This window comes from Tenacibaculum litopenaei (assembly GCF_964514025.1).
In the GTDB taxonomy this organism is placed as follows: domain Bacteria; phylum Bacteroidota; class Bacteroidia; order Flavobacteriales; family Flavobacteriaceae; genus Polaribacter; species Polaribacter litopenaei.
On the sequence record NZ_CAZEQT010000005.1, the window covers coordinates 106,726 to 126,454 of the forward strand.

Sequence of the window (19,729 nt, forward strand, 5' to 3'; positions counted from 1 at the left end):
TAACTTACATATTACGAAACGTTTAACCAGCTTTTAAAATGAAAAAAAACACAAATTTTGGTAAAAATACCATATGTACACATGTAGGCGAACTAAAAGATGAACAGTTTAAAGGATCTATATCTCCTTTGTACATGGCTACTTCTTATGCTTTTGATGGAGTTGATGTGAAGCGATATCCGAGGTACTTTAATACGCCAAATCAATTGGGAGTAAGTGAAAAAATTGCAGCCCTCGAAGGGGCAGAGGCAGCCTTGCTATTGGCTTCAGGAATGGCGGCAATTAGCACGAGCATGTTGGCCTTTTTGGAGCGAGGAGATCATGTTGTACTCCAAGAAACCCTCTATGGCGGTACCTACAATTTCGTAAAAGAAGAATTAGAGAAGTTCGGAATTACCTATACGCTAACTAAAGGAATGGATGTGGCTGATTTTGAAGAAGCCATTCAGGCAAATACGAGACTTATTTTTATTGAAACACCCTCGAATCCACTCTTGAAATTAGTCGATATTGAAGCAGTTGCAGCATTGGCAAAGAGCTATGAAATTCGTTCGATGATCGACAATACGTTTGCAACACCGATCAATCAAAATCCGATTGCACTTGGAATTGATGTAGTAGTGCATTCAGCAACAAAATATTTAGGAGGACATTCCGATATTTTGGCTGGAGCAGTGGTTGGTACGGCAAGAGACATTCATCGAATTTGGGATCTCGCCAAAAATTTAGGAGGAAGCCTTAGTGAATTTACGGTTTGGATGTTGGAACGAAGTTTAAAAACACTTAATTTGCGGGTTCAAAAACAATGTGAAAATGCGATGGAATTGGCCATGTATTTGGAACAGCACAAGGCAGTGGATAAAGTACATTACCCTGGGTTACTTTCACACCCTCAGTATCAGGTAGCACAAAAGCAAATGAGTGCTTTTGGAGGTATGTTGTCTTTCGAATTAAAGGAAGGGTATGGAGCGATGGAATTCCAACGTAATTTAGAATTGATAAAATCATCTATGAGTTTGGCCGGAGTAGAGAGTACGGTGTTAAGTCCGTCACAGACTTCGCACGCCTTGCTTTCCGAAGAAGAACGAGCGCGACAAGGAATCTCCGATAGACTTCTCCGATTTTCTGTTGGAATTGAAGATACGAGTGATTTAATTGAAGATATTAACCAAGCCATAGAGCGGAGCAAAATTAAAAAAAGTACAAAAAAAGAAGTACAGAAGAGTAATTTATGAAATTAGACATACTTGCTTTCGGAGCACATCCGGATGACGTAGAATTAGGTTGCAGTGCAACAATTGCGAAAGAAATAGCCCTTGGAAAAAAGGTGGGAATAGTTGATCTTACGAGAGGAGAATTAGGAACGAGAGGTTCAGCGGAATTAAGAGATCAAGAAGCGGCGAAAGCGGCCGAAATATTGGGAGTATCAGTACGTGAAAATCTCGGTTTCTCAGATGGGTTCTTTAAAAATGACAAAGAACATCAACTAGCAGTAATTAGAATGATTCGAAAGTACCAACCCGATATCGTGCTTTGTAATGCTGTTGATGATCGTCATATCGATCACCCCAAGGGGAGTAAACTCGTTTCCGATGCCTGCTTTTTGAGTGGACTACTAAAGATAGCAACGAGCATTGATGGGGTAGCTCAAGAGAAATGGCGCCCGAAACAAGTATATCACTATATTCAATGGAAAAATATTGAACCTGATTTCGTTGTCGATGTGACTGGGTATATGGACAAGAAAATAGCCTCTGTGATGGCCTATGCCTCTCAGTTCTACGATCCCAATAGTGAGGAACCGGAAACTCCAATAACGAGTAAGAATTTTACTGATAGTATTGAATATCGGGCAAAAGATTTAGGAAGGCTTGTAGGAGTTGATTTTGCAGAGGGTTTTAATTCAGAACGTTACGTAGGAGTTAAAAGTTTAAGCGAAATTTTTTAGATAAAAGTTTGGCGGAATTGCGAAAAGCTTGTATATTTGCACCCGCAAGACATATGGTGGTTGTAGCTCAGTTGGTTAGAGCGCCGGATTGTGGTTCCGGAGGTCGTCGGTTCGAGACCGATCTTCCACCCAAATGCCAAGCCTTAGTAGAAATACTAAGGCTTTTTTGTTGTTCAAAATTTTTAGTCAGACCAACGGTAGAGTAGTCATCTCTTGAAATTGTTGTAAAATTCACTCCCAACACCGCGCTCTGATTATTTTATGAGTAGGCCTAAATGGGGACTGTTCCTAAATCAACTTTATAGTTGTGGAAACTTATATTTTATCTAAATATTTTTGTTGTAATTTCTGATTATTTTGTATGTTTGCACCCGCAAAATACCTGGTGGTTGTAGCTCAGTTGGTTAGAGCGCCGGATTGTGGTTCCGGAGGTCGTCGGTTCGAGACCGATCTTCCACCCAATAGTAAAGCCTTAGTAGAAATACTAAGGCTTTTTTATAACTTTTATTTTAACCAACAGGCCTCCTCGTATGCGTATATAGGCTAGCGTAGGGATCGTTTTAACGTATCATTCTGGAAGACAGCTAATAGCATTTTTTTGTGGAAATTAACCCTGATTTATAGTTTAAACTTGAGTGTAATTCTCAATTATTTTGTATATTTGCACTCGCAAAACAAATGGTGGTTGTAGCTCAGTTGGTTAGAGCGCCGGATTGTGGTTCCGGAGGTCGTCGGTTCGAGACCGATCTTCCACCCAAAGTTAAACCTCAGTAGAAATACTGAGGTTTTTTTGTTTTTATACTGTATAAAGTTGTTACGCGAAGCGTTTTAGTCAATAACGGAGCTGAGGAGCAAATTGCTATCATAAAGATTTCACTATAAATTTATTTCTTCGAACTTTAGTTGTATTTTTAAAATTCAGGGTATTAATTAACGAGTTGGCTCGAGAAGCTAAGACATTGATGGCTATGGAGCTTTGCTGTAGTGTTCAACGAAGTGCTTATAAAGACTTGCTAAGTAAGCAGACCAAGAGCCGAGCCCTGTAGTAAAGAATTCAATATTTGTATAATAACATAAACAAGAGGAATTGTCGGGAGAAACAAAATTGGTAAAGCTTTTGGAAAATATGACTCCTAAACTACAAGAAGGAGTGTACGTGTTTTGTAAAGTCAGTTCATTGCAAGGTCTTCCTTGGGATGAACTCATAGGAGTGTTTAAAGAAGAAGAAGCGACAACAATTATTCTTGAAAAATCACTAGCTGATTCTTTGGGATATACCTATGAGTATACGGCGGCCTGGATTACACTACAAATACACTCATCATTAGAAGCTGTTGGTTTGACGGCAGCATTTTCAAATGCACTGGCAGCCGAAGGGATTAGCTGTAATGTTGTGGCAGCTTACTATCACGATCATGTGTTTGTTGCTGAAAAAGATGGCCATCGTGCCTTATCGGTATTGCAAGGCTTAAAGAAAATTGACTAATAGAAGCGCATTATAGTACTAGGCTAAGTAATGATGTTTACTTACTATAACATCTAAAGAACTTAAAATTCTTAATGTGCTTGTATTTGGCTCGAAAAGGCCAGTTGTTTTACGGGATATAGATGTCGAATTCCGCTTTTTACGTCATAAAAATACTGGGACCCCATCGCATTTGAAAAAAAGAAATTACATTTGACTCTAAACCTAACTTGAAACCTTGTTTTTATGAGTAATTTGATTGTCCTGATAGTATTGAGTATCGCTAGTCTTGTGTTTTTATGGATCATCAGAAGAAAGGGCAATAAGGCAGAGGCCTTGTCTTTTTTGTCAACGATGATTGCGACATTGTTTGGGGTATTATTGGCTATAACGTTGTCTGACAGGTCAAATAAAACTAAAGAAGTTTCTGATACCATTAAACTTTTAAAATCGGCATCGAATATACTGGATAGAACGCACGTATATGTCATTGGTTTGGAAACGTACATACAATCGTTGGAAAAAGATAGTCTTAAAATATCCGAGGAACGTCTAATTGAGATTAAAAAAAACAATCCCGTTCCATATCCTCAATTGATGGAGAAGATTGTGTCCAATGAAATCATTGCTAAGAATTTATCGGACTATACACACAATAGGATATTTACAGAACTGATCAATTTACAAAAGATATCGAGCTATGGATCACTTCCCATATACAAAAGGACTTTAAAGGAACTTTCGTTATTGTTTTCTTTAGAAGAAGAGTTTCAGAAAGGGGTACTAACTGAACCAGCACTCATCTATAATTTTGAACAAGGTAGGAAAGAGTTAGCGGAACAATATCCTATAGGTAGTTCAACAACTATTTGGGAGACTCGGGAATAGGGAAATTCGTCGTTTGTTATTTCTTGCGTTTTTTAGGTTTACATATTCATTCTCAGTAAAATAATTAAGGTGCGACACGGGCATTCAAATCACAATTGGGTTGATGGAAGGGGCACATGAAAAAGTAGACAACAATCAGCAATTGTCGCAGGTATTGGGTGTTGTATATCATTGGATGGTATTCTTGATCAAGTATTGAAAGAAAGATGTTATCCTTTACATGATTTAAATTGATGTTTATGGAAGTAATGAAAATAAAGAAAGGAACGTGTTTACAACGTAGTGGAGTGTATAATACCTGTGTTTATGAAGTCGTTTCAGGCTTACTACGCTGTTATACCATTGATAAAAAGGGAAGAGAGTACACCTTTATGTTCGCTCCTGAAGGGTGGATTGTTGCAGATGCAACACCGAGTACACTACCCGCGGAATTGTATATTGAGGCGTTAGAAGACACCGAAGTTCGTATTAGAAAAAAGGAATTGATAGGTACTGAATCACAATTGCAAGCCATATCGAAACGCATGTGGGTATTACAACAACGAGTAATCATGTTAATGAGTTATACGGGATTAGAACGTTACGAACATTTTTTACAAACTTATCCGTCATTAGTGCAACGAGTATCACAAAAAATGATCGCTTCCTATTTAGGAATGACCCCCGAGGCTCTTAGCAAGGCAAAGCACGATGCATTGCGTTCCAACTCTTAATATATATTAATGCAGGGGGTATTGCCAGCAGCTAATTTTGATTTCAATTAAAATTTTTAAGTATGAAAGCATATATGTTAGCATTTGTTAGTGTCAATAACTACGAGGAGTTCGCACATTCTTACCTAAGTAAAGCGGTACCAATTGTAAAACGGTACGGAGGGATCACCCTTGCTGTAGATGATACTCCAGAGTACATTGAGGGAGTACTACCTGCAGGTCGATTGGTGCTTATTGAATTTGACTCGAAGCAGAAGGCCTTAGGGTTTTATAACGATCCAGCATACCAACCTTTAAAAAAATGGAGGCAAGGAGTGAGTACTAGCGAAGCCGTAATTTTTGAATCGGGATTATAAAGGAATGCTATTAAAATTCAGAAAACTGACATGGAAGAGGATTTAATAGGATATGATAAAAAAAACTAGCTTGAATTGGCTAGTTTTTTTATTTTTGCCCCGAATAAATTGCATTTACAACAACACTATCGATATTAAACTGACTAAAGGTGAGCCTTCGGTGTTGTCTTGTTGTAATTCACTGAAATATTATTTTTTTATGAAAACTACATTAAAAATTGCATCTATTGCTATGTTGACTGCGTTTACAAGTGCGTATGGTCAGGAAAAAGTAACTACCGAGTCAGGAGGGAAGTCCGACTTTATTTATCAAAGTGGAATTGTGGCGATTGGTCAAACGAGTTTGGGGTCTTTCGCAAGTCCGGATACTAATAAAAAATTACAGGTGAATGGTGGGATAACTTTAGCAAGTGGTGCTAAACTTACTTTTGACCCTAACAATTACACGCATGCCTATTCTGCGTATAACAGTTCACTTTTGGAGGCACGGTATCTAAATTTTGGTTATTATGGTCATCGTTGGGATACGCGAACTGGGAATGCAATGGTCATCCTAGGGAGTAATAATAACGTGGGGATTGGAACCGACAATCCTAAGGGGAAGCTTACGGTAAATGGAAATATCATTGGGCAGGGGCACATGTATCTTAATCCTGATAATGGTACTGGGTATTTGTCATCTCGATTGTATTTAGAAAGTCATAATGACTACAGAGGAGCAGGAATAGTAAGTATGGGGCAAACGAACTATTGGTATGCAGGAAATCCGTACAGAGATCACGCGAATTCCTATATGATTGGTGTAGCACCAAAGACGAGTAGTCCTGATGCTATTGGACAATTACAGTACGCAAAGTTTTACATCAACTCAAACGGTAGTGTAGGAGTCGGTACTACAACACCAAATGCCAAGTTTGAAGTTTTTCAAGACACGAATAGAACGGTTTTGTTAAATCCCGAAAATCAACTAGATGTAAACGGAAAGTCATCTTTAACGATTAAAGAGTTTGTGCCTAGTATCGAGTTTTCAGATGCGACTCCTAGTTCGAGTTCAGCAGTGGCTTTTGCCAATAACGGCAAATTCTTTATCGGTAAGAAGTCTGGACAAAAAATGACGGAAAGTGAGGTATTCGCGGTAGACTTAAATACCGGGAATATAGGTGTTGGTACTGTTGATACAAGTGGATTTAAATTGGGAGTTAATGGAAAGGTAGCTGCTTTAGAAGTTAAAGTAGCAGCAAAGAGCAACTGGCCGGACTACGTTTTTCAACCAACTTATGATTTACCAAGTTTAACGGAGGTAGAAGAGCACATACGTCAAAAAGGACATCTGGCAAACATTCCTAGTGCTGAAATAGTGGCAAAAGAAGGTTTTTACTTGGCCGATATGGACGCGAGATTATTGGAGAAGATCGAACAACTAACCTTGTATACCATCCAGCAACAAAAGGAAATAGAAACGCTAAGAGCTCAGCAGAAAAAAATCAAAACCTTAGAGGAAGAAAATAAACTTCTAAAATCGTTGCTCATAAGAGTGCAACAATTGGAAAAGAAAATGAATGAAAAATAAAATACGAGCGGTGGTTAATACTACCGCTTTTTTTATTCCGTAGATCGACGGAAGTTTAAAAAAAACTACCGCATTCCAATGCGGTAGTTTGTAATTTTCTTATAATAGGATACAGCTTCCCCAACGGTTACAAAAGCAAGGCTCTCTTAATTCGTGTCCGTTTGGTAAGGTTAAACAACACCAACGAGTCCCACATTGTCTCCAACGATTTCCTCCGTTAATAGATTTTTGTTCCTTTTTGTTTAGCGCTGTACCTAAGTTTGAAATGTTTTTTAGCATGGTTTGGTTATTTAAATTTCTTAAAATTAGCAACTTGCAATCTGTTGTGAAGAAAAAAAACCATAAAAAAAGTAAGGATAAACTATACTTTTTACTAAAGATATGCTCGGGGTACTCTTGACTTGAGAATTTTGTTTATAAAATCGTGGAAAAAATAATGATTAGGTAGTGAAATACTAACCTAAATTAATGTACCTTTGGGACGTTCCTAAGGAATGCTTTTCATTTATAAGGTCTTATTTAGTAATTAGTTTTTTGAGTAACAACTCTTCTTGCCTTTATTTATTTTATCAGTACTTTTAAAATGGTTAGCTTTTCTATTTAGTTCAAAAAATGAGTTAAAAGATAATCAAAGGCATCTGAGGGAGCGAAGTATAAATAATCATTTAAAATTAATTAAAATGCAAGAAGGCACAGTAAAGTTTTTTAACGAATCAAAAGGTTTTGGATTTATCACAGATGCAGATACAGGTAAAGATGTATTTGTACACGTTTCTGGATTAATCGACGAAATTAGAGAAAATGACCGCGTTCGTTACAACACTGAACAAGGAAAAAAAGGTATTAACGCCGTTAATGTTGAGGTAATCTAATCTCAATTATAAAAGTTACTAAAGGTCGTCTGTACAGACGACCTTTTTTTGTACCTATTAGGTACACCATTAGTTTATGAAGTATAGCTCACGAAGAGCAAGTACAACAGAGATATCAAGATGATCAACAATAGTAGAATGCGAATTCCTTTCGAGCTCAATTGTTGCCATTGGTTTTGTTTTTTATCGGATTTTAATAGGTCAATAATGCGGTCAATACACAACATAATACCTACAATCAATAAACCTCGAATGAGGTAGGTAAGAATATTATTCACAACTTTTTTGGCGCAAAGATAGGATTAATATCAAAGAGGTGTACTGTTAAAATTTGCTGAATTTAGTATTCGATTTCAATACTGTTCAAAGAAGTTTGATTTTCAATTCGGTAGTTTAGCTGTTCAAAGAAGTCAATGGATTCGAGACTTTTTTGATTAGAAACAAAAAATGAAAACGCTATAAAAAGTAAGTAGAAATTAGTAATGCTACTGATAGTATGAATTATGAATTACAAATAAAAGAGTGGCTTTTTGCTGACGATTCGATGATGGGTGTATTACGAGCGGTGCGGGATTTAGAATTACCAGATTGTTGGATAGGTGCGGGTTTTTTGAGAAATAAAGTTTGGGACGAATTACATAATTCTCAGTATCGCTCTTTGTTCGATATTGATGTGATTTATTTCGAAGAAGGTGGGAGTGAAGCAGAGGAGCACGAGCAAATAGCACGTTTAAAAAACAGGATACCCGAAGGTAAGTGGTCTGTTAAAAACCAAGCACGTATGCATGTCAGAAATGGGCACTCTCCTTATGAAAATTGCATTGATGCTATTTCGTTTTGGCCTGAAACGGCAACAGCGATAGCGGTAAGGGTAACCGAGAGTGATGATTTGGAATTTCTGGCCCCGTATGGATTTAGAGATCTTTTTAGTCTACAGATCCGAAAGAGCCCAAAGGCGTCTCAGCAAGTGTTTGAGGAACGTAGTCGAAAAAAGAATTGGAAATCCTATTGGATGTATTTAACATATACTTCTATTTAGAATTTTACTATTATGAGGGGCTATTAGTCATTTTTGGCAGTCTCTTAACAATCGCCAAAACAACGTTGGTGTATCTTTCGTCGGTAGAATAGAAATTAAGAATGAGATGAAAGCTATTGTTACAGGAATCACGCTTGTCCTATTGGGAGGTGGGCAGTTGCTTTACAGTCAACGTTTGGTGCAAGAGTATCAACCTGCACCACTGAACAAAGTACAGCGTATAGGCAAAGAAACTAAGTCGGTACTACCGTATATTTCAAAAGGCTATACTTTGTACCTACCAGCAGCAAAAAATATTCGCGGAACACTCGTGTTTTTTGAAGATGCTGGCTTTGAGAAAAAGAACAAAATGGCTCGTTTGTTATATGATCAAGCCAATCAAAAAGGGTTTGCGGTCCTTTCTATTTCCACCGAAATTCCTCTGGACTTTTTCTTTAAAAAGTCATCGTTACACCAGGCGCAGGAACAGCTGAAAAAGGCATTTACGAAGTATGCGCTACCAACGAATAATGTGTTTTTTTTAGGGGTAGGACTATCTGGTCACCGAGCATTGAGTTACCTAAAATACATTGCGCAAGAGAAACCTAAGCCACGATTGAATATTCGAGGGGTCGTTGTTTGCGATTCTGCATTAGACTGGGTACGCCAGTACAATGAAGGAGCTCGGGATGTACGTATTAACCAGAATAAGGGTGCCGTATGGGAAGGGAAATTAACAACCTATTTACTAGCGAGTAATCTTGGAGGAACACCAGCAGAGGTCATGGAAAATTATTTGAATTTTTCAATCTATAGTTATTCAGATACTAGCAGTAGAAATATTGCTGTTTTTAAAAATATTCCTTTTCGCACGTACATGCAAGAAGCCATTCAATATTGGTTAAAGGAAAAAAAGAAAACTCCCTTCGATAATAACGGCCCTGATATGGTGGGATTGGTAGCTGAATTACAAATGGCAGGAAATAAAGACGCTAGTCTAACCATTATTTATCCAAAAGATAGCAAATCGGAAAAGAAAAACGTGGAGGGAACGTGGATTTCAGTTGATAAACTAGCGCTCATGCAGTGGATTGATGAACGCGTACGCACTGAACGTGAGTAATGCTGAAAGTTAGAGAAAAAATACTAACTTTAGGACTATTAATACGCTGTATAAATCAAATCGCAGATGACTAAGAAAAAAGAGTTATGAAAAAATTATTAAAGCCATTCTTGATATGGCTCCCTTCATTGATGTTGAGTTTAATTTTTATACCCAATGCCCTGGAAAAAATAAGTTCAGCAGAACAATTGAACAAGGTTGTAAGTAATCCAGTGGTAATTGTAGGAACCGGAATATTCTTGCTGGTAGCAACCGGTTTATTTTTATATCAGAAAACAGTTTACTACGGGGCGAGCTTTTTAATAGGCTATTACGTATTAATTACAGGTATTCATATGTATAAAGGAAAACCTCATGAAGTAGTAGCTTTAATAGTAGTGGCAATTGTTTTCGCTACTTATGTAAGAGTCCCGGATATTTTGAAGTCTTAGCTGATAGTGAGGACTTGTTAATAAGATGGTAAAATAAAAAAAGCGAGTTTTCTCGCTTTTTTTAACATACTTTGAACTTTCCATCAACACAACAGTAGTCTACATCACTGATACAATTTATGAGACTTGGATATTGGGCATTACATCGCATGCCTACACTTGGGCAAATACCCGAAATTCCTCCTTGGATGTTACGCTGTTGTTCTGAATTTAATTTTTTTCCTAAAGTGGTAATATAGTTTAACATTGATTGGTAATTTAGTACTGGAAACTTAGTTATAAATTACCCAAAATTGCGTGTAATTTCCTTACTTTAAGTAAGGAAAAATGATAAAGTTATACCACAAAAGCGACTAAAGTAACAAGCCTTAGTATTTCAAAAAAAAGAAATTATTCTGTTCCTATTTGATTGATTTCAGATCCATTACCTTCTCCTTTTGGGTTGTCACCGTATTTGTTAGGCCCAAACTTACTATCCGAAAAGATAAGAACCAATCCGTAAAAAGGAATGAGTTGATACCAACCTGAGTTGCCTAAATCATGGCAACGTTTAGCGCTCTGTGCTATAAAAATATAGAGCAAAGGGAATATCAAAATGACAAGCAACGGCATATTCAACGACTCCATTAAGAGTTGGATGATTTGAACTAAAACCAAATAAATTAATAAGGTGAAATTGTGTTCTGATCGACGAATGCGACCTTCAAATGAAAAAATGTTTTTGAACATAATAGCAAATTTTTAAGGTGCGCAAGATACTATTTTATTTTATAGGAAAAATGTGGTTATCAAATTATTGATGCGCACCGTTTAAATAGACCCAATGTCCATTTTCTCGAACAAATTTTGAGCGTTCGTGAATGAAATTCGTTTTCCCGTGTTCAATAAAGTGGGCCTTGAATTCTACGATACCTGTGTCGTCATTGGGGCCTCCGGATTGGGTGTTCATTACTTGCAAGCCTAACCATTGTACAGAAGTGGTCCAATGAATTAATTCTTTCATTTCGCGTTTAGATAAACGCTCTGTGTGATGATGACTCAAGGATAGGTAATGACCATTTGCTAAAACAAACGCGCTGTAACGCGAACGCATAAGTAACTCTGCAGTGGTAGCATTGTGTACATCGCGATGGATAGGGGCACAGCAGGATTCGTAGGTTTTGTTTGGTGAGCAAGGACACTTCATTAGCAGGTAGGGTTTTGTTGGTTAGTGGTATCAATTTTAAAGCAGCGTTCCTCTCCAAGAAAGTCCAAATCGCCGTGTTTTTCTGACCAAAAACCATCTAAAATGTTAGAGGTTAAGCAACGGTATACGACAACACCTTTGTATTTGTCGTTTTCACTACCGTAGTAATAAAAATTTATTACCAGAATGTTGTCTTTAAAAAATCCATAACCGAATTGTAATTGATTGTCGTGAATGCACCATTCAGCTACAATGCGCTTATGTTGATCAAGCGTTAGTGATAGCGTACCTCGATATTCTTCGGGACTATCATTTTGATTGGTCCCAATTATGTGGTAGCTTCCGACAATATCTTCTGCGGTCATAGTTTATTTTCTATTAAGGAGGCAAAAATAATGCTTTTCAATTTGCTATGCGTTTTTAATGGGATTAAAAAAGCGTGATACCATTCATCTATACAATAGGGTTGTTGAACTAAAAAAGCTTGAAAATCAATTGTGTGGGTTTGGTAATTCAGTTGGAAAAAACTATATTTAAAGAGCTAACCCCGAAATTTAACATACAATGAAAATATTAGTCATAGATGACGAGCAATTAGTGCTACTACCCATTGAAAAACGATTAACGGCACTCGGCTATACTGTAAAGATAGAGACGAGTCCGGTAATTGGTAAAAATTTGTTTGTTTCTTTTCAGCCCGATTTGGTCATAGTGGATGTACACATGCCTACCATATCCGGTTTGGAAATTGTAAAGTTCATTCGAGAAGAACAAAAGTCAGATGCCAGAATAATGGTGTTGTCAGGAAGTGTTGATGATGAAACCATTTTACGAGGATTTGATTTGGGGATTGATGATTATATGAAAAAACCCATCAGTCTGAATGAGATATGTGCACGAACAAAACGCTTAATAGGTGTGCCACAGGGTAATGAGGCTACTGCGAAGTCGGCGAAACTAACAGACCGTGTACTTATCCAGAAGCGCAGCGTTGGCGTAGTTATTCCGTGTTACAACGAAGAAGAACGCTTGTCGGGAAGTCAATTTTTAAGCTTTATTGATGAGTATTCCGGATACAATTTGTGTTTTGTTAACGACGGAAGTAAAGACAAGACGCTTGAAGTACTAAACAGTTTGAGAGAAGGAAGAGAGGAATATATCACGGTGTATAATTGTGCCCAAAATGGAGGAAAGGCGGAGGCCGTTCGTCAGGGAATGCTCTACATGGCCACTCATAAAAAGCTGGATTATATTGGGTTTTTAGATGCGGATTTGTCAACAGATTTTGCTGATTTTGAAGATTTGGTTGCCACCATAGAAAGCGAAGATTTTAAAATTGTTAGCGGTTCAAGAATTCAAAGAATGGGGGCTAAGATTGCCAAAGACTCGGCGCGTGCCATTATCAGTATGACGATTAACTTTATCATCAGGAAAATACTTTCTATGAATTTTAAAGACACTCAATGCGGTGCTAAAATATTTGAGAGAGATGTCGTTGAAATCTTGTTTGGACAAAAGTTCATTACAAAATGGTTGTTCGACGTGGAAATTTTTATGCGTATGCAAAAGAAATTTGGTTTGCAAAGAGCCAAGGAATTGGTTTGTGAACAGCCACTAAAACGCTGGGTACATATGGATGGTTCCAAATTGTCAATGAAAGATTCTATAAAAATTGTATTTCAATTGGGGCAAATAGCTTTTACTTATAAATTAACCAATAAAGGAACTAAAAATGCAGATGTTGTTGATTTACCAGAAAATGTGGAGTTAGCAGTCAATGACGGAATGCGAAAATCAAAAAGATACACAGCCATTAATAGCTGATAAACAAAAGGAGTTAGTATGGAAAAGCAGCAATTCTCATTGCTGTTTTTTTTATGCAAATCAATGAAATTTGTAATTTAGCACTATGCAAGAGTTTATAGCCTACATAGAGGGATACATCCCATTAAATGAAGAATTAAAAAGAGCGTTAGAAGAAGTTGCCGTGCAAATTAGTTATGCTAAAAATGAATTGCTGGTAGAGGAAGGGAGAACCTGTAGACATTTGTACTTTTTAAAGGAAGGAACGGTGAGGACGTATTTTTTTCAAAAAGGAAAAGATATTACGCATTGGATCTATCCTGAAATGTCGGTGGTAACATCTTGGCACAGTTATATTTTTAGAAAGCCGGCAAACGAATATATTGAAACCACTAGTGATACTGTTGTTATTGCTATTTCTTATGACGATTGGCAAGAGCTATATGAAAAATACCCAGAACTAGAACGTTTTGGAAGATTGATGATCGAAGAACAAATTGCAACGATTGATGACTTTTACAAAGGCTATTATTTTTTAACAGCTAAAGAAAAGTACGAACTACTTGTAGAATTCTATCCTAAAATTCTTCAGATTGCGAACCTAGGACATATTGCCTCTATGTTGGGTATTAGTCAAGAGACACTGAGTCGCATTCGAGGAAAATAAAAAAAGACTTTCTCTGTGAAGAGAAAGTCTTGACATTCAAATGAAAAGGAAATTGGGTTAAAAAACACGTACAACATTAAACCCAAAAGAAATGTCTCCCTTGGCCCAATCTCCCTGTGCTTTGGTTAAAAAAGCACTGTCATTGCTACCCCTAGCATTACTAAACAACAACTGGAATACATGACCTCCAGTTTCGATATCTAGCCCCAAAGTCAATGGATTGTTATAAATGGAACTACGCGACTTATTAAAATTATAAGCGTAATCAAGATTGAGACTCATGCGCTTGCTAATTTTTAAACGGCCCCCAAGTCCTAATAAAAATTGATTGTGGGTACGCGCCTTTGTCGCATTTAAATCCTGTAGGTTGTGTCGCACAAAAATTGGTGCCACTTGTACCGATAGTTTTTTACTAAATCTTCGCGAAGCGAGTAGTTGATACGTAAAACTCATACGGTCAGCAAATTTTAACAAAGGATAGTTGGCCTTTTTTAATTCAGAATTGATATCCACACTGGCATATCCAACGAGATTTACTGGCATTTGTGTAGATTGTTGAAAAAGGCGAACTTTTAAACTTCCCGAATAGGTTTTTTCAAAACTATCCCTGCTTAAACTCGTTTGGATTCCTTCCCAAAAGCTATAGGTCAATTGTATTTTCGTATTGGCCTGATCCAAACCGAAAAATTCATCGATACCATCTTTAAAAGAGCCAAACCTATGAGAAACAATTAAGTATAGGTCTCCTTTGTCCGCTAGTTTTGTAGATTGTAAATTTCCTATTTGTTGTGCTTTGAATGCTGGTGAACTAAATAGGGGAGTGCTACCCGATTCACGATCGATTTCAGAAAGTAAATCTTCTTGAGCACACAGCGGAAAGCTCATGAATAGCCCAGCTGCGATGGTGATATTTTTTATAATACTATGCATTGTTTAATTTTTAATTCTCCGAGGAGGTCATCGTAGCCCACAATTTGACCTTTTACTTGGATCCGTTGATTTGTTTTAATAGTTCTTAAGTCATCACTGTTTTTGAATTGACAAAAAATACTGTGATCTAATATGATTCCTTGTTGCTCGATACTGCTAATAGTACCGCTTATAGCTACAACTTGAGTCTTCCAATTACTATGGTTGTTCGATACTTTTTGTAGGAGGGCTTCACTAGGTCCGCTGTAGTCTACAGCTGCATTTTCGATAGCTTGCGGAGGACTAAACAGGAATACATAGCTACAGTATACCCCAATAAGAAGGGTAATACTTAGTATCAGACCATAACTTCTAGTTCTTTTTGACCAGTTCATACTTCAGAGTGATTTTGATTTCTTTGGCTATTTTTTTTCGAACGATACTTGGGATTTTAATCTTGAATTCTTCAGGTTTAACTGAGAAATTAGCCCTTAGGATAAGGGTATCACCTTCTCGTCGGATTTTGGCGATAGTCGCGATGTTTTTTGCAACGCCTCGAATTTTTAATACTCCAGAAAGTGTATAGCTTTTAGGAGTCGCTTGCACTGTAGTATCAAAGTTATCGAGTTGGCCAGTAAAACTCGCTTTTGGGTATTGATCACTGTCCATATAATTTTCATTAAAATGTTCTTGCATAAGAGCCACTTTAAATTGAAAGGCGTTGACAAAAAGCTGAGCCGCCATTTTTCCCGAGTTACTGTCGAGAATTACAGTTGTGCTGTTGTTGATTGCCTCGACGGGTTCAAAAGTTGCAACAGATGAGTTAAAATGTGTACTCCCTGTTCGCGTGTAGTATTTTTGGGCGTACATCAATTGTCCGATAAGCCCTAAAGCGAAAAGTAAAATATATTTTTTCATGTAGGTGTTAGTTTTCTAAATAACCATCCGATTTCCATTTGTCTACCAAAGCCCTCTTGTCTGGCGTTAATAAGCCTCCTTGAGGCATAGGGTTCGCAGCATCATTCATGCGTTGAATTAAAGTACCGGTACTTGCTGACGCTTTTACCTGTTGGTAGGTTTCCAAAATAAGTCCATTTCTGGGGTTGACAGCACTGTGACAGGTGAGGCAATTGGTATACATTATGGGTTTAATATCGCGCTCGTAGGTCACTTTCCTGTCGATAGTAATGCTTGCTGCTTCTGGAATTTCTGCAGTAGTACAGCTATAGGATAGCAGTACCAATGCAACGATGGTGTGGTATTTTTTCATGTTAGTTTTGTACATTAATGGTGTTGACAGTTACGGTTTTGTTTTCTTCTGCTCCAATGGTTATGCGTTGTGAAATACTCGAAATATCACCGGTGTTGGGCGATCCATCTTTATTCATATCCGCAATGACCGTTACATAGTAAGTACCGGGATGCAGGTAGGTGAACAACATGGAATTTTCTTTATTTTCCAATTCCGGAAAGTGTAACAAGGTATCAAAGGCTCCAGCGACACTTGAAAAGTATCCAGAGTTATCTGTTAAAGGATCTCTCGACAGGTAAACTAATAGATTGCTGTCTTTGATAGCGGTTCCGCGAGTAAGTTGAACGGTTAAGGTTCCTAGGTAGGGGTGGTTGATAATAGTGTACGGATCACCTGATAAAGGAGCTAGTTCATACACGTCGTTTGCCGAATTTTGTGACAAGAACGTCGCAGATTTTGGTTTGTCTCCTGTTTTTTCTACATACAGATTGTTTTCATTAAAACCATTGGCAAAATCTAAACCAGTATCAATTTCATTTTTAGGAAAACCTGTGGCCTGTGCAGCAGCGGCTGCTAATTCAGGGTGTTGCTTGGTACCTTTAAAGGTCATGTGACGCGTAGGAACCCTATTGCCTAAGTTACTGGTATACGAGTTAAAAAACAGTTCGTTATCTTTAAATCGCAACTCAAAATACATAATACCAGTACCCCCCACAGCATCGACAAAACGATAGTATTTACCATCCTGATTTCTGTCTTCTACTTTGTCGAGTACGAAATAGCTGGTACGGTAAATGCCGTTTAATAAACCGCCATTTCGAGCCATTAATGTTCTCGTGTTTTTGTAGTTGGTTACAAAAAATGAGGTCAATAAGTTCCCCAAACTTCCTCCCTCGTGAATGCCGTGTAGATGAGATGGTGAAATTGCGCGATAGTCCCAACCAAACCAAGCGTAGTCATCGGCGATAACGCGATTGGTACCTACCCAATGTCCTTGCATTTTTGCTAAAAAATCAAATCCATCAGTATTGATATTAAAAGGTTTCACTTCTGGTGTTGGTGTAGGAGATTGATTGTTCGCTCCTCCCGTAATATCCCTAACAGTATTATCGCAACTCGTTAAGGTGAGTAAAGCAATAATTAGGGTGTGTTTTAAAAGTTTCATATTAATCTATTTTTCTGGTCCAATATTCTTTGATGGGTTTGTGCATCACGTATTTGGTGACGTCTAAACTATCCGTATTGCGTATTTTAATACGAATACTCGGTGTTTGTTGCGTTGCACCTGATACAGCATCGACGTATTCGCCATCTTTATAGTGCAGTGACGGAATGTAGATGTCTTGATCACTATGGGTGGCTTTTAAAATCGTAGTGCCATCGTCGTAATACATGACTTTGGCGGTGATTCCGCGCTCGGTACGTTCAATTTTGTAATCAGCTGTATAGTAGTTGTTGGCTACTTTCCAGTCACCAAAAATGCGTTCATCAGGTGATTTTTGACAGGATGAGAAAAATACTGTGATAAGAATTAAGTACGTTTTGTTCATCTGAGAGTTTCTTTGTTACGTGGCAAAGTTGCTAAGCTTGATGAAAATAAATTTTGACTTATATCAAAATCCTTCCGCTGCGTGTATTTTGATGTAGGTCAAAGTCTGTGTGACGAAAGGAATTTACTTTTGTAGCAAACCTACATTTACATGAAAAAATTAATGAATAAGTGGCAGTTAGAGAGCCCAAGACAAGTGTTGATCATACTTTTTGTATTCTCCATCACAGGATCTTCATCTATTGCAGTGGGACGTCCGTTTTTGAAGTGGATAGGGATCAATAATGAAATCATGAGTCCTTGGTTGTACTATCCCGTGTTTGTCATCACCAGCTTTGTGTGTTACCAGTTATTATTAGTAACCTACGGTTGGTTGTTTGGTCAATTTGCATTTTTTTGGACGATGGAAAAGAAGATGTTACGTCGATTTGGTCTTAAAATTTAGTATCTTTAAGAAGCATGGCTAAGAAACCTTGGAGAACGGTTATAGCATTAATTGTAATGTACCTATCAGTCCTCATGAATTGGGAGTGGGCATGGGGTTGCTTGTTTTTGTTTTGGGTAATCCCCGATATTTTCACAGGTGTAACCTACTTTATTGAACCTATCACGAAACGTGAACACCCCTGGTTGTTTTGGATTATTGTATGCACTTGGTTATTCTTTGCAGGACTGTCTATAGCAACGGTATTCACTGCTAAAGATTACTACTATGGATAAATGGAAAACGGTCTTGGCCGTAGGAATGCTAATAGGAGCCGTAATTTTTGAATGGAATTGGTTTTGGGGGTTCATTGTAGGAATGACCCTATGGCACATGTTGAGTGCCGAGGAAATTCACTTTGTAGAAACAGTAACCAAAAAAGAACACCCAAAACTCTACTGGAGCTTGTTAGTTATTTGGATGACGATCGGTGTATACACCATAGCGCAACACCTCTCGATTTTGACCTAGGTCAAAGAAAATGTTGAGGAATTGATAGATTTTTGTAGTAACTAAAATAGTCAAATTATGAATGTAGTTAGATTACTGGTTTACGCTTTGATTTGCATAGTATCCATTGTTGGAGGAGCACATTGGGCAAACCTGAATTGGCAGATTACCGAACTCAATAGTGAGTATGTGGAATACCTTTTTTACTTGGTAAATGACCTTAGCATAGTCTATGTGATTATTCCATTTTTTGTCGTAGAACTGCTTAGGTATTTGGTGTTAAAACGCCTGAAGTTGAATATTGTGCTCGATGCCTTAACAAACGGTATAACCCTCGGTGCGTTTATGCTAATAGAATATGGATTAGGACTGCTGCTAGTGACAAAATTGTACATGTACGCTTCGTATTACAGTATATTTCCTGAATTGCCATTGAATTGGATTACTGTGGGGTGTTGTATACTAATGGCTGATTTTTTGTATTACTGGGAACATCGTTTAATGCATCGCATCGGAATTGGTTGGGCCACTCATACCGTGCATCACAGTTCTCCTTATTTCAATATGTCGGTGGCGTATCGATTTGGTCCTCTGGATAGTGTTTTTCCATTATTGTTTTCACTTCCTACTGTTTTATTGGGCTTTAATCCGTTTCTGCTGTTGGCTTCCGAGCTGTTTGTGCAAACATTTCAGGCCATTTTGCACACGGAAATTATAGGGAAATTACCAAAACCTTTGGAGTTTATTTTTAATACTCCTTCCCATCACCGGGTACACCACGGTTCAAATAGGCAGTATTGGGATAAGAATTATGGAGGGATTTTAATTATTTGGGATCGCTTATTTGGGACTTTCGAACCGGAAAAAGAAACTGTAGTTTATGGTATATCAGAACCTTTAGAGAGTGTAAATCCTTTTAAAGTGTTTTTCCATGGACTGACTCGATTGGCTAAAAAAGTAAGTGAAGTCAAGGGAATGAAAAATAAATTACTGGTGTTTGTAAAACCCCCAGATTGGCTACCTGTAGTAAAAGATAAATAAGAAA

At 37.6% G+C, this 19,729-nt stretch carries 29 protein-coding genes and 3 tRNA genes; 20 read left to right on the plus strand and 12 right to left on the minus strand.

The genetic code is table 11. The features are described 5' to 3' along the window. Positions 1 to 38 precede the first annotated feature (38 nt). The 10 genes from ACKTS5_RS07780 to ACKTS5_RS07825 all read left to right on the plus strand — a co-directional run bounded on the left by ACKTS5_RS07780 (position 39) and on the right by ACKTS5_RS07825 (position 6,940). Entirely contained in the window at positions 39 to 1,235 is a 1,197-nt protein-coding gene (locus ACKTS5_RS07780; protein WP_408043300.1) for a trans-sulfuration enzyme family protein, read from the plus strand. Further along, the gene (gene bshB1 / locus ACKTS5_RS07785; protein WP_408043301.1) at positions 1,232 to 1,948 is read left to right on the plus strand and encodes a bacillithiol biosynthesis deacetylase BshB1; all 717 of its coding nucleotides are present in this window, start codon (positions 1,232 to 1,234) and stop codon (positions 1,946 to 1,948) included. The genes ACKTS5_RS07780 and bshB1 overlap by 4 nt, the downstream gene beginning before the upstream one ends. Before the next feature lie 55 nt (positions 1,949 to 2,003). Further along, positions 2,004 to 2,079: transfer RNA gene (locus tag ACKTS5_RS07790), tRNA-His, on the plus strand. Between the two features lie 253 nt (positions 2,080 to 2,332). Next, positions 2,333 to 2,408, plus strand: a tRNA-His gene (locus tag ACKTS5_RS07795). A gap of 220 nt (positions 2,409 to 2,628) precedes the next feature. Continuing rightward, positions 2,629 to 2,704 (plus strand) — tRNA-His (locus tag ACKTS5_RS07800). A 331-nt stretch (positions 2,705 to 3,035) separates the two neighbouring features. Next, entirely contained in the window at positions 3,036 to 3,434 is a 399-nt protein-coding gene (locus ACKTS5_RS07805) for an ACT domain-containing protein (RefSeq protein ID WP_408043302.1), read from the plus strand. Between the two features lie 225 nt (positions 3,435 to 3,659). Beyond that, positions 3,660 to 4,301, plus strand: a complete 642-nt coding sequence (locus ACKTS5_RS07810; RefSeq protein WP_408043303.1) for a hypothetical protein — start codon at positions 3,660 to 3,662, stop codon at positions 4,299 to 4,301. 239 nt (positions 4,302 to 4,540) lie between these two features. After that, complete coding sequence (locus ACKTS5_RS07815) at positions 4,541 to 5,014, plus strand: Crp/Fnr family transcriptional regulator (RefSeq protein ID WP_408043304.1); 474 nt, start codon at positions 4,541 to 4,543, stop codon at positions 5,012 to 5,014. A 62-nt stretch (positions 5,015 to 5,076) separates the two neighbouring features. After that, the gene (locus ACKTS5_RS07820) at positions 5,077 to 5,370 is read left to right on the plus strand and encodes a DUF1330 domain-containing protein (RefSeq protein WP_408043305.1); all 294 of its coding nucleotides are present in this window, start codon (positions 5,077 to 5,079) and stop codon (positions 5,368 to 5,370) included. A gap of 199 nt (positions 5,371 to 5,569) precedes the next feature. Next, positions 5,570 to 6,940, plus strand: a complete 1,371-nt coding sequence (locus tag ACKTS5_RS07825; RefSeq protein ID WP_408043306.1) for a hypothetical protein — start codon at positions 5,570 to 5,572, stop codon at positions 6,938 to 6,940. 99 nt (positions 6,941 to 7,039) lie between these two features. On the opposite strand, the gene ACKTS5_RS07830 is transcribed toward ACKTS5_RS07825, so the two are convergent. Then, positions 7,040 to 7,219, minus strand: coding sequence for a hypothetical protein (locus ACKTS5_RS07830; protein ID WP_408043307.1), 180 nt, complete (start codon positions 7,217 to 7,219; stop codon positions 7,040 to 7,042). A 401-nt stretch (positions 7,220 to 7,620) separates the two neighbouring features. Between ACKTS5_RS07830 and ACKTS5_RS07835 the strand changes: the two genes are divergently transcribed. After that, a complete protein-coding gene (locus ACKTS5_RS07835) occupies positions 7,621 to 7,812 on the plus strand; it encodes a cold-shock protein (RefSeq protein ID WP_408043308.1) in 192 nt (63 codons plus the stop codon). 74 nt (positions 7,813 to 7,886) lie between these two features. Here the strand turns inward: ACKTS5_RS07835 and ACKTS5_RS07840 are convergent, their stop codons facing one another. Then, entirely contained in the window at positions 7,887 to 8,090 is a 204-nt protein-coding gene (locus ACKTS5_RS07840) for a hypothetical protein (protein ID WP_408043309.1), read from the minus strand. A 218-nt stretch (positions 8,091 to 8,308) separates the two neighbouring features. On the opposite strand from ACKTS5_RS07840, the gene ACKTS5_RS07845 reads away from it, so the two are divergent. The 3 genes from ACKTS5_RS07845 to ACKTS5_RS07855 all read left to right on the plus strand — a co-directional run bounded on the left by ACKTS5_RS07845 (position 8,309) and on the right by ACKTS5_RS07855 (position 10,384). After that, positions 8,309 to 8,851 (plus strand): nucleotidyltransferase family protein, encoded by a 543-nt coding sequence (locus ACKTS5_RS07845; protein ID WP_408043310.1) that lies wholly within the window; start codon positions 8,309 to 8,311, stop codon positions 8,849 to 8,851. A gap of 106 nt (positions 8,852 to 8,957) precedes the next feature. Further along, positions 8,958 to 9,953 (plus strand): hypothetical protein, encoded by a 996-nt coding sequence (locus ACKTS5_RS07850; protein ID WP_408043311.1) that lies wholly within the window; start codon positions 8,958 to 8,960, stop codon positions 9,951 to 9,953. An 86-nt stretch (positions 9,954 to 10,039) separates the two neighbouring features. After that, positions 10,040 to 10,384 (plus strand): hypothetical protein, encoded by a 345-nt coding sequence (locus tag ACKTS5_RS07855; RefSeq protein WP_408043312.1) that lies wholly within the window; start codon positions 10,040 to 10,042, stop codon positions 10,382 to 10,384. Between the two features lie 61 nt (positions 10,385 to 10,445). On the opposite strand, the gene ACKTS5_RS07860 is transcribed toward ACKTS5_RS07855, so the two are convergent. From ACKTS5_RS07860 to ACKTS5_RS07875, 4 genes are all read right to left on the minus strand, one after another. Then, positions 10,446 to 10,631 (minus strand): hypothetical protein, encoded by a 186-nt coding sequence (locus tag ACKTS5_RS07860; RefSeq protein WP_408043313.1) that lies wholly within the window; start codon positions 10,629 to 10,631, stop codon positions 10,446 to 10,448. 143 nt (positions 10,632 to 10,774) lie between these two features. After that, the gene (locus tag ACKTS5_RS07865; RefSeq protein WP_408043314.1) at positions 10,775 to 11,113 is read right to left on the minus strand and encodes a DUF805 domain-containing protein; all 339 of its coding nucleotides are present in this window, start codon (positions 11,111 to 11,113) and stop codon (positions 10,775 to 10,777) included. A 64-nt stretch (positions 11,114 to 11,177) separates the two neighbouring features. Continuing rightward, on the minus strand, positions 11,178 to 11,570 hold the full coding sequence (locus ACKTS5_RS07870) for a YchJ family protein (RefSeq protein WP_408043315.1): 393 nt from the start codon (positions 11,568 to 11,570) through the stop codon (positions 11,178 to 11,180). After that, positions 11,570 to 11,935, minus strand: coding sequence for a hypothetical protein (locus ACKTS5_RS07875; RefSeq protein WP_408043316.1), 366 nt, complete (start codon positions 11,933 to 11,935; stop codon positions 11,570 to 11,572). Before ACKTS5_RS07875 ends, ACKTS5_RS07870 begins: the two co-directional genes overlap by 1 nt. A 199-nt stretch (positions 11,936 to 12,134) precedes the next feature. Here ACKTS5_RS07875 and ACKTS5_RS07880 point away from each other — a divergent pair, with 199 nt between their 5' ends. Further along, complete coding sequence (locus ACKTS5_RS07880) at positions 12,135 to 13,394, plus strand: glycosyltransferase (RefSeq protein WP_408043317.1); 1,260 nt, start codon at positions 12,135 to 12,137, stop codon at positions 13,392 to 13,394. Between the two features lie 85 nt (positions 13,395 to 13,479). Continuing rightward, entirely contained in the window at positions 13,480 to 14,040 is a 561-nt protein-coding gene (locus ACKTS5_RS07885; RefSeq protein WP_408043318.1) for a Crp/Fnr family transcriptional regulator, read from the plus strand. Positions 14,041 to 14,097: 57 nt separating this feature from the next. Here the strand turns inward: ACKTS5_RS07885 and ACKTS5_RS07890 are convergent, their stop codons facing one another. The 6 genes from ACKTS5_RS07890 to ACKTS5_RS07915 are packed head-to-tail and all read right to left on the minus strand — an operon-like array spanning position 14,098 to position 17,751. Further along, on the minus strand, positions 14,098 to 14,970 hold the full coding sequence (locus ACKTS5_RS07890) for a DUF5777 family beta-barrel protein (protein WP_408043319.1): 873 nt from the start codon (positions 14,968 to 14,970) through the stop codon (positions 14,098 to 14,100). Then, entirely contained in the window at positions 14,955 to 15,344 is a 390-nt protein-coding gene (locus ACKTS5_RS07895) for a hypothetical protein (RefSeq protein ID WP_408043320.1), read from the minus strand. The genes ACKTS5_RS07890 and ACKTS5_RS07895 overlap by 16 nt, the downstream gene beginning before the upstream one ends. Then, positions 15,322 to 15,867, minus strand: coding sequence for a YceI family protein (locus ACKTS5_RS07900; protein ID WP_408043321.1), 546 nt, complete (start codon positions 15,865 to 15,867; stop codon positions 15,322 to 15,324). The genes ACKTS5_RS07895 and ACKTS5_RS07900 overlap by 23 nt, the downstream gene beginning before the upstream one ends. A 7-nt stretch (positions 15,868 to 15,874) precedes the next feature. Beyond that, a complete protein-coding gene (locus ACKTS5_RS07905) occupies positions 15,875 to 16,219 on the minus strand; it encodes a hypothetical protein (protein ID WP_408043322.1) in 345 nt (114 codons plus the stop codon). 1 nt (position 16,220) lies between these two features. Continuing rightward, positions 16,221 to 17,366, minus strand: coding sequence for a hypothetical protein (locus tag ACKTS5_RS07910; protein WP_408043323.1), 1,146 nt, complete (start codon positions 17,364 to 17,366; stop codon positions 16,221 to 16,223). 1 nt (position 17,367) lies between these two features. Then, on the minus strand, positions 17,368 to 17,751 hold the full coding sequence (locus ACKTS5_RS07915) for a hypothetical protein (RefSeq protein ID WP_408043324.1): 384 nt from the start codon (positions 17,749 to 17,751) through the stop codon (positions 17,368 to 17,370). 150 nt (positions 17,752 to 17,901) lie between these two features. Here ACKTS5_RS07915 and ACKTS5_RS07920 point away from each other — a divergent pair, with 150 nt between their 5' ends. From ACKTS5_RS07920 to ACKTS5_RS07935, 4 genes are read left to right on the plus strand one after another with little or no spacing between them, the layout of a single operon-like run. Continuing rightward, positions 17,902 to 18,195 (plus strand): DUF6787 family protein, encoded by a 294-nt coding sequence (locus ACKTS5_RS07920; protein ID WP_408043325.1) that lies wholly within the window; start codon positions 17,902 to 17,904, stop codon positions 18,193 to 18,195. Between the two features lie 14 nt (positions 18,196 to 18,209). Then, positions 18,210 to 18,470, plus strand: coding sequence for a hypothetical protein (locus ACKTS5_RS07925; RefSeq protein WP_408043326.1), 261 nt, complete (start codon positions 18,210 to 18,212; stop codon positions 18,468 to 18,470). After that, entirely contained in the window at positions 18,463 to 18,705 is a 243-nt protein-coding gene (locus tag ACKTS5_RS07930; RefSeq protein ID WP_408043327.1) for a hypothetical protein, read from the plus strand. Before ACKTS5_RS07925 ends, ACKTS5_RS07930 begins: the two co-directional genes overlap by 8 nt. Positions 18,706 to 18,762: 57 nt before the next feature. Continuing rightward, a complete protein-coding gene (locus ACKTS5_RS07935) occupies positions 18,763 to 19,725 on the plus strand; it encodes a sterol desaturase family protein (RefSeq protein ID WP_408043328.1) in 963 nt (320 codons plus the stop codon). Positions 19,726 to 19,729 lie beyond the last annotated feature (4 nt).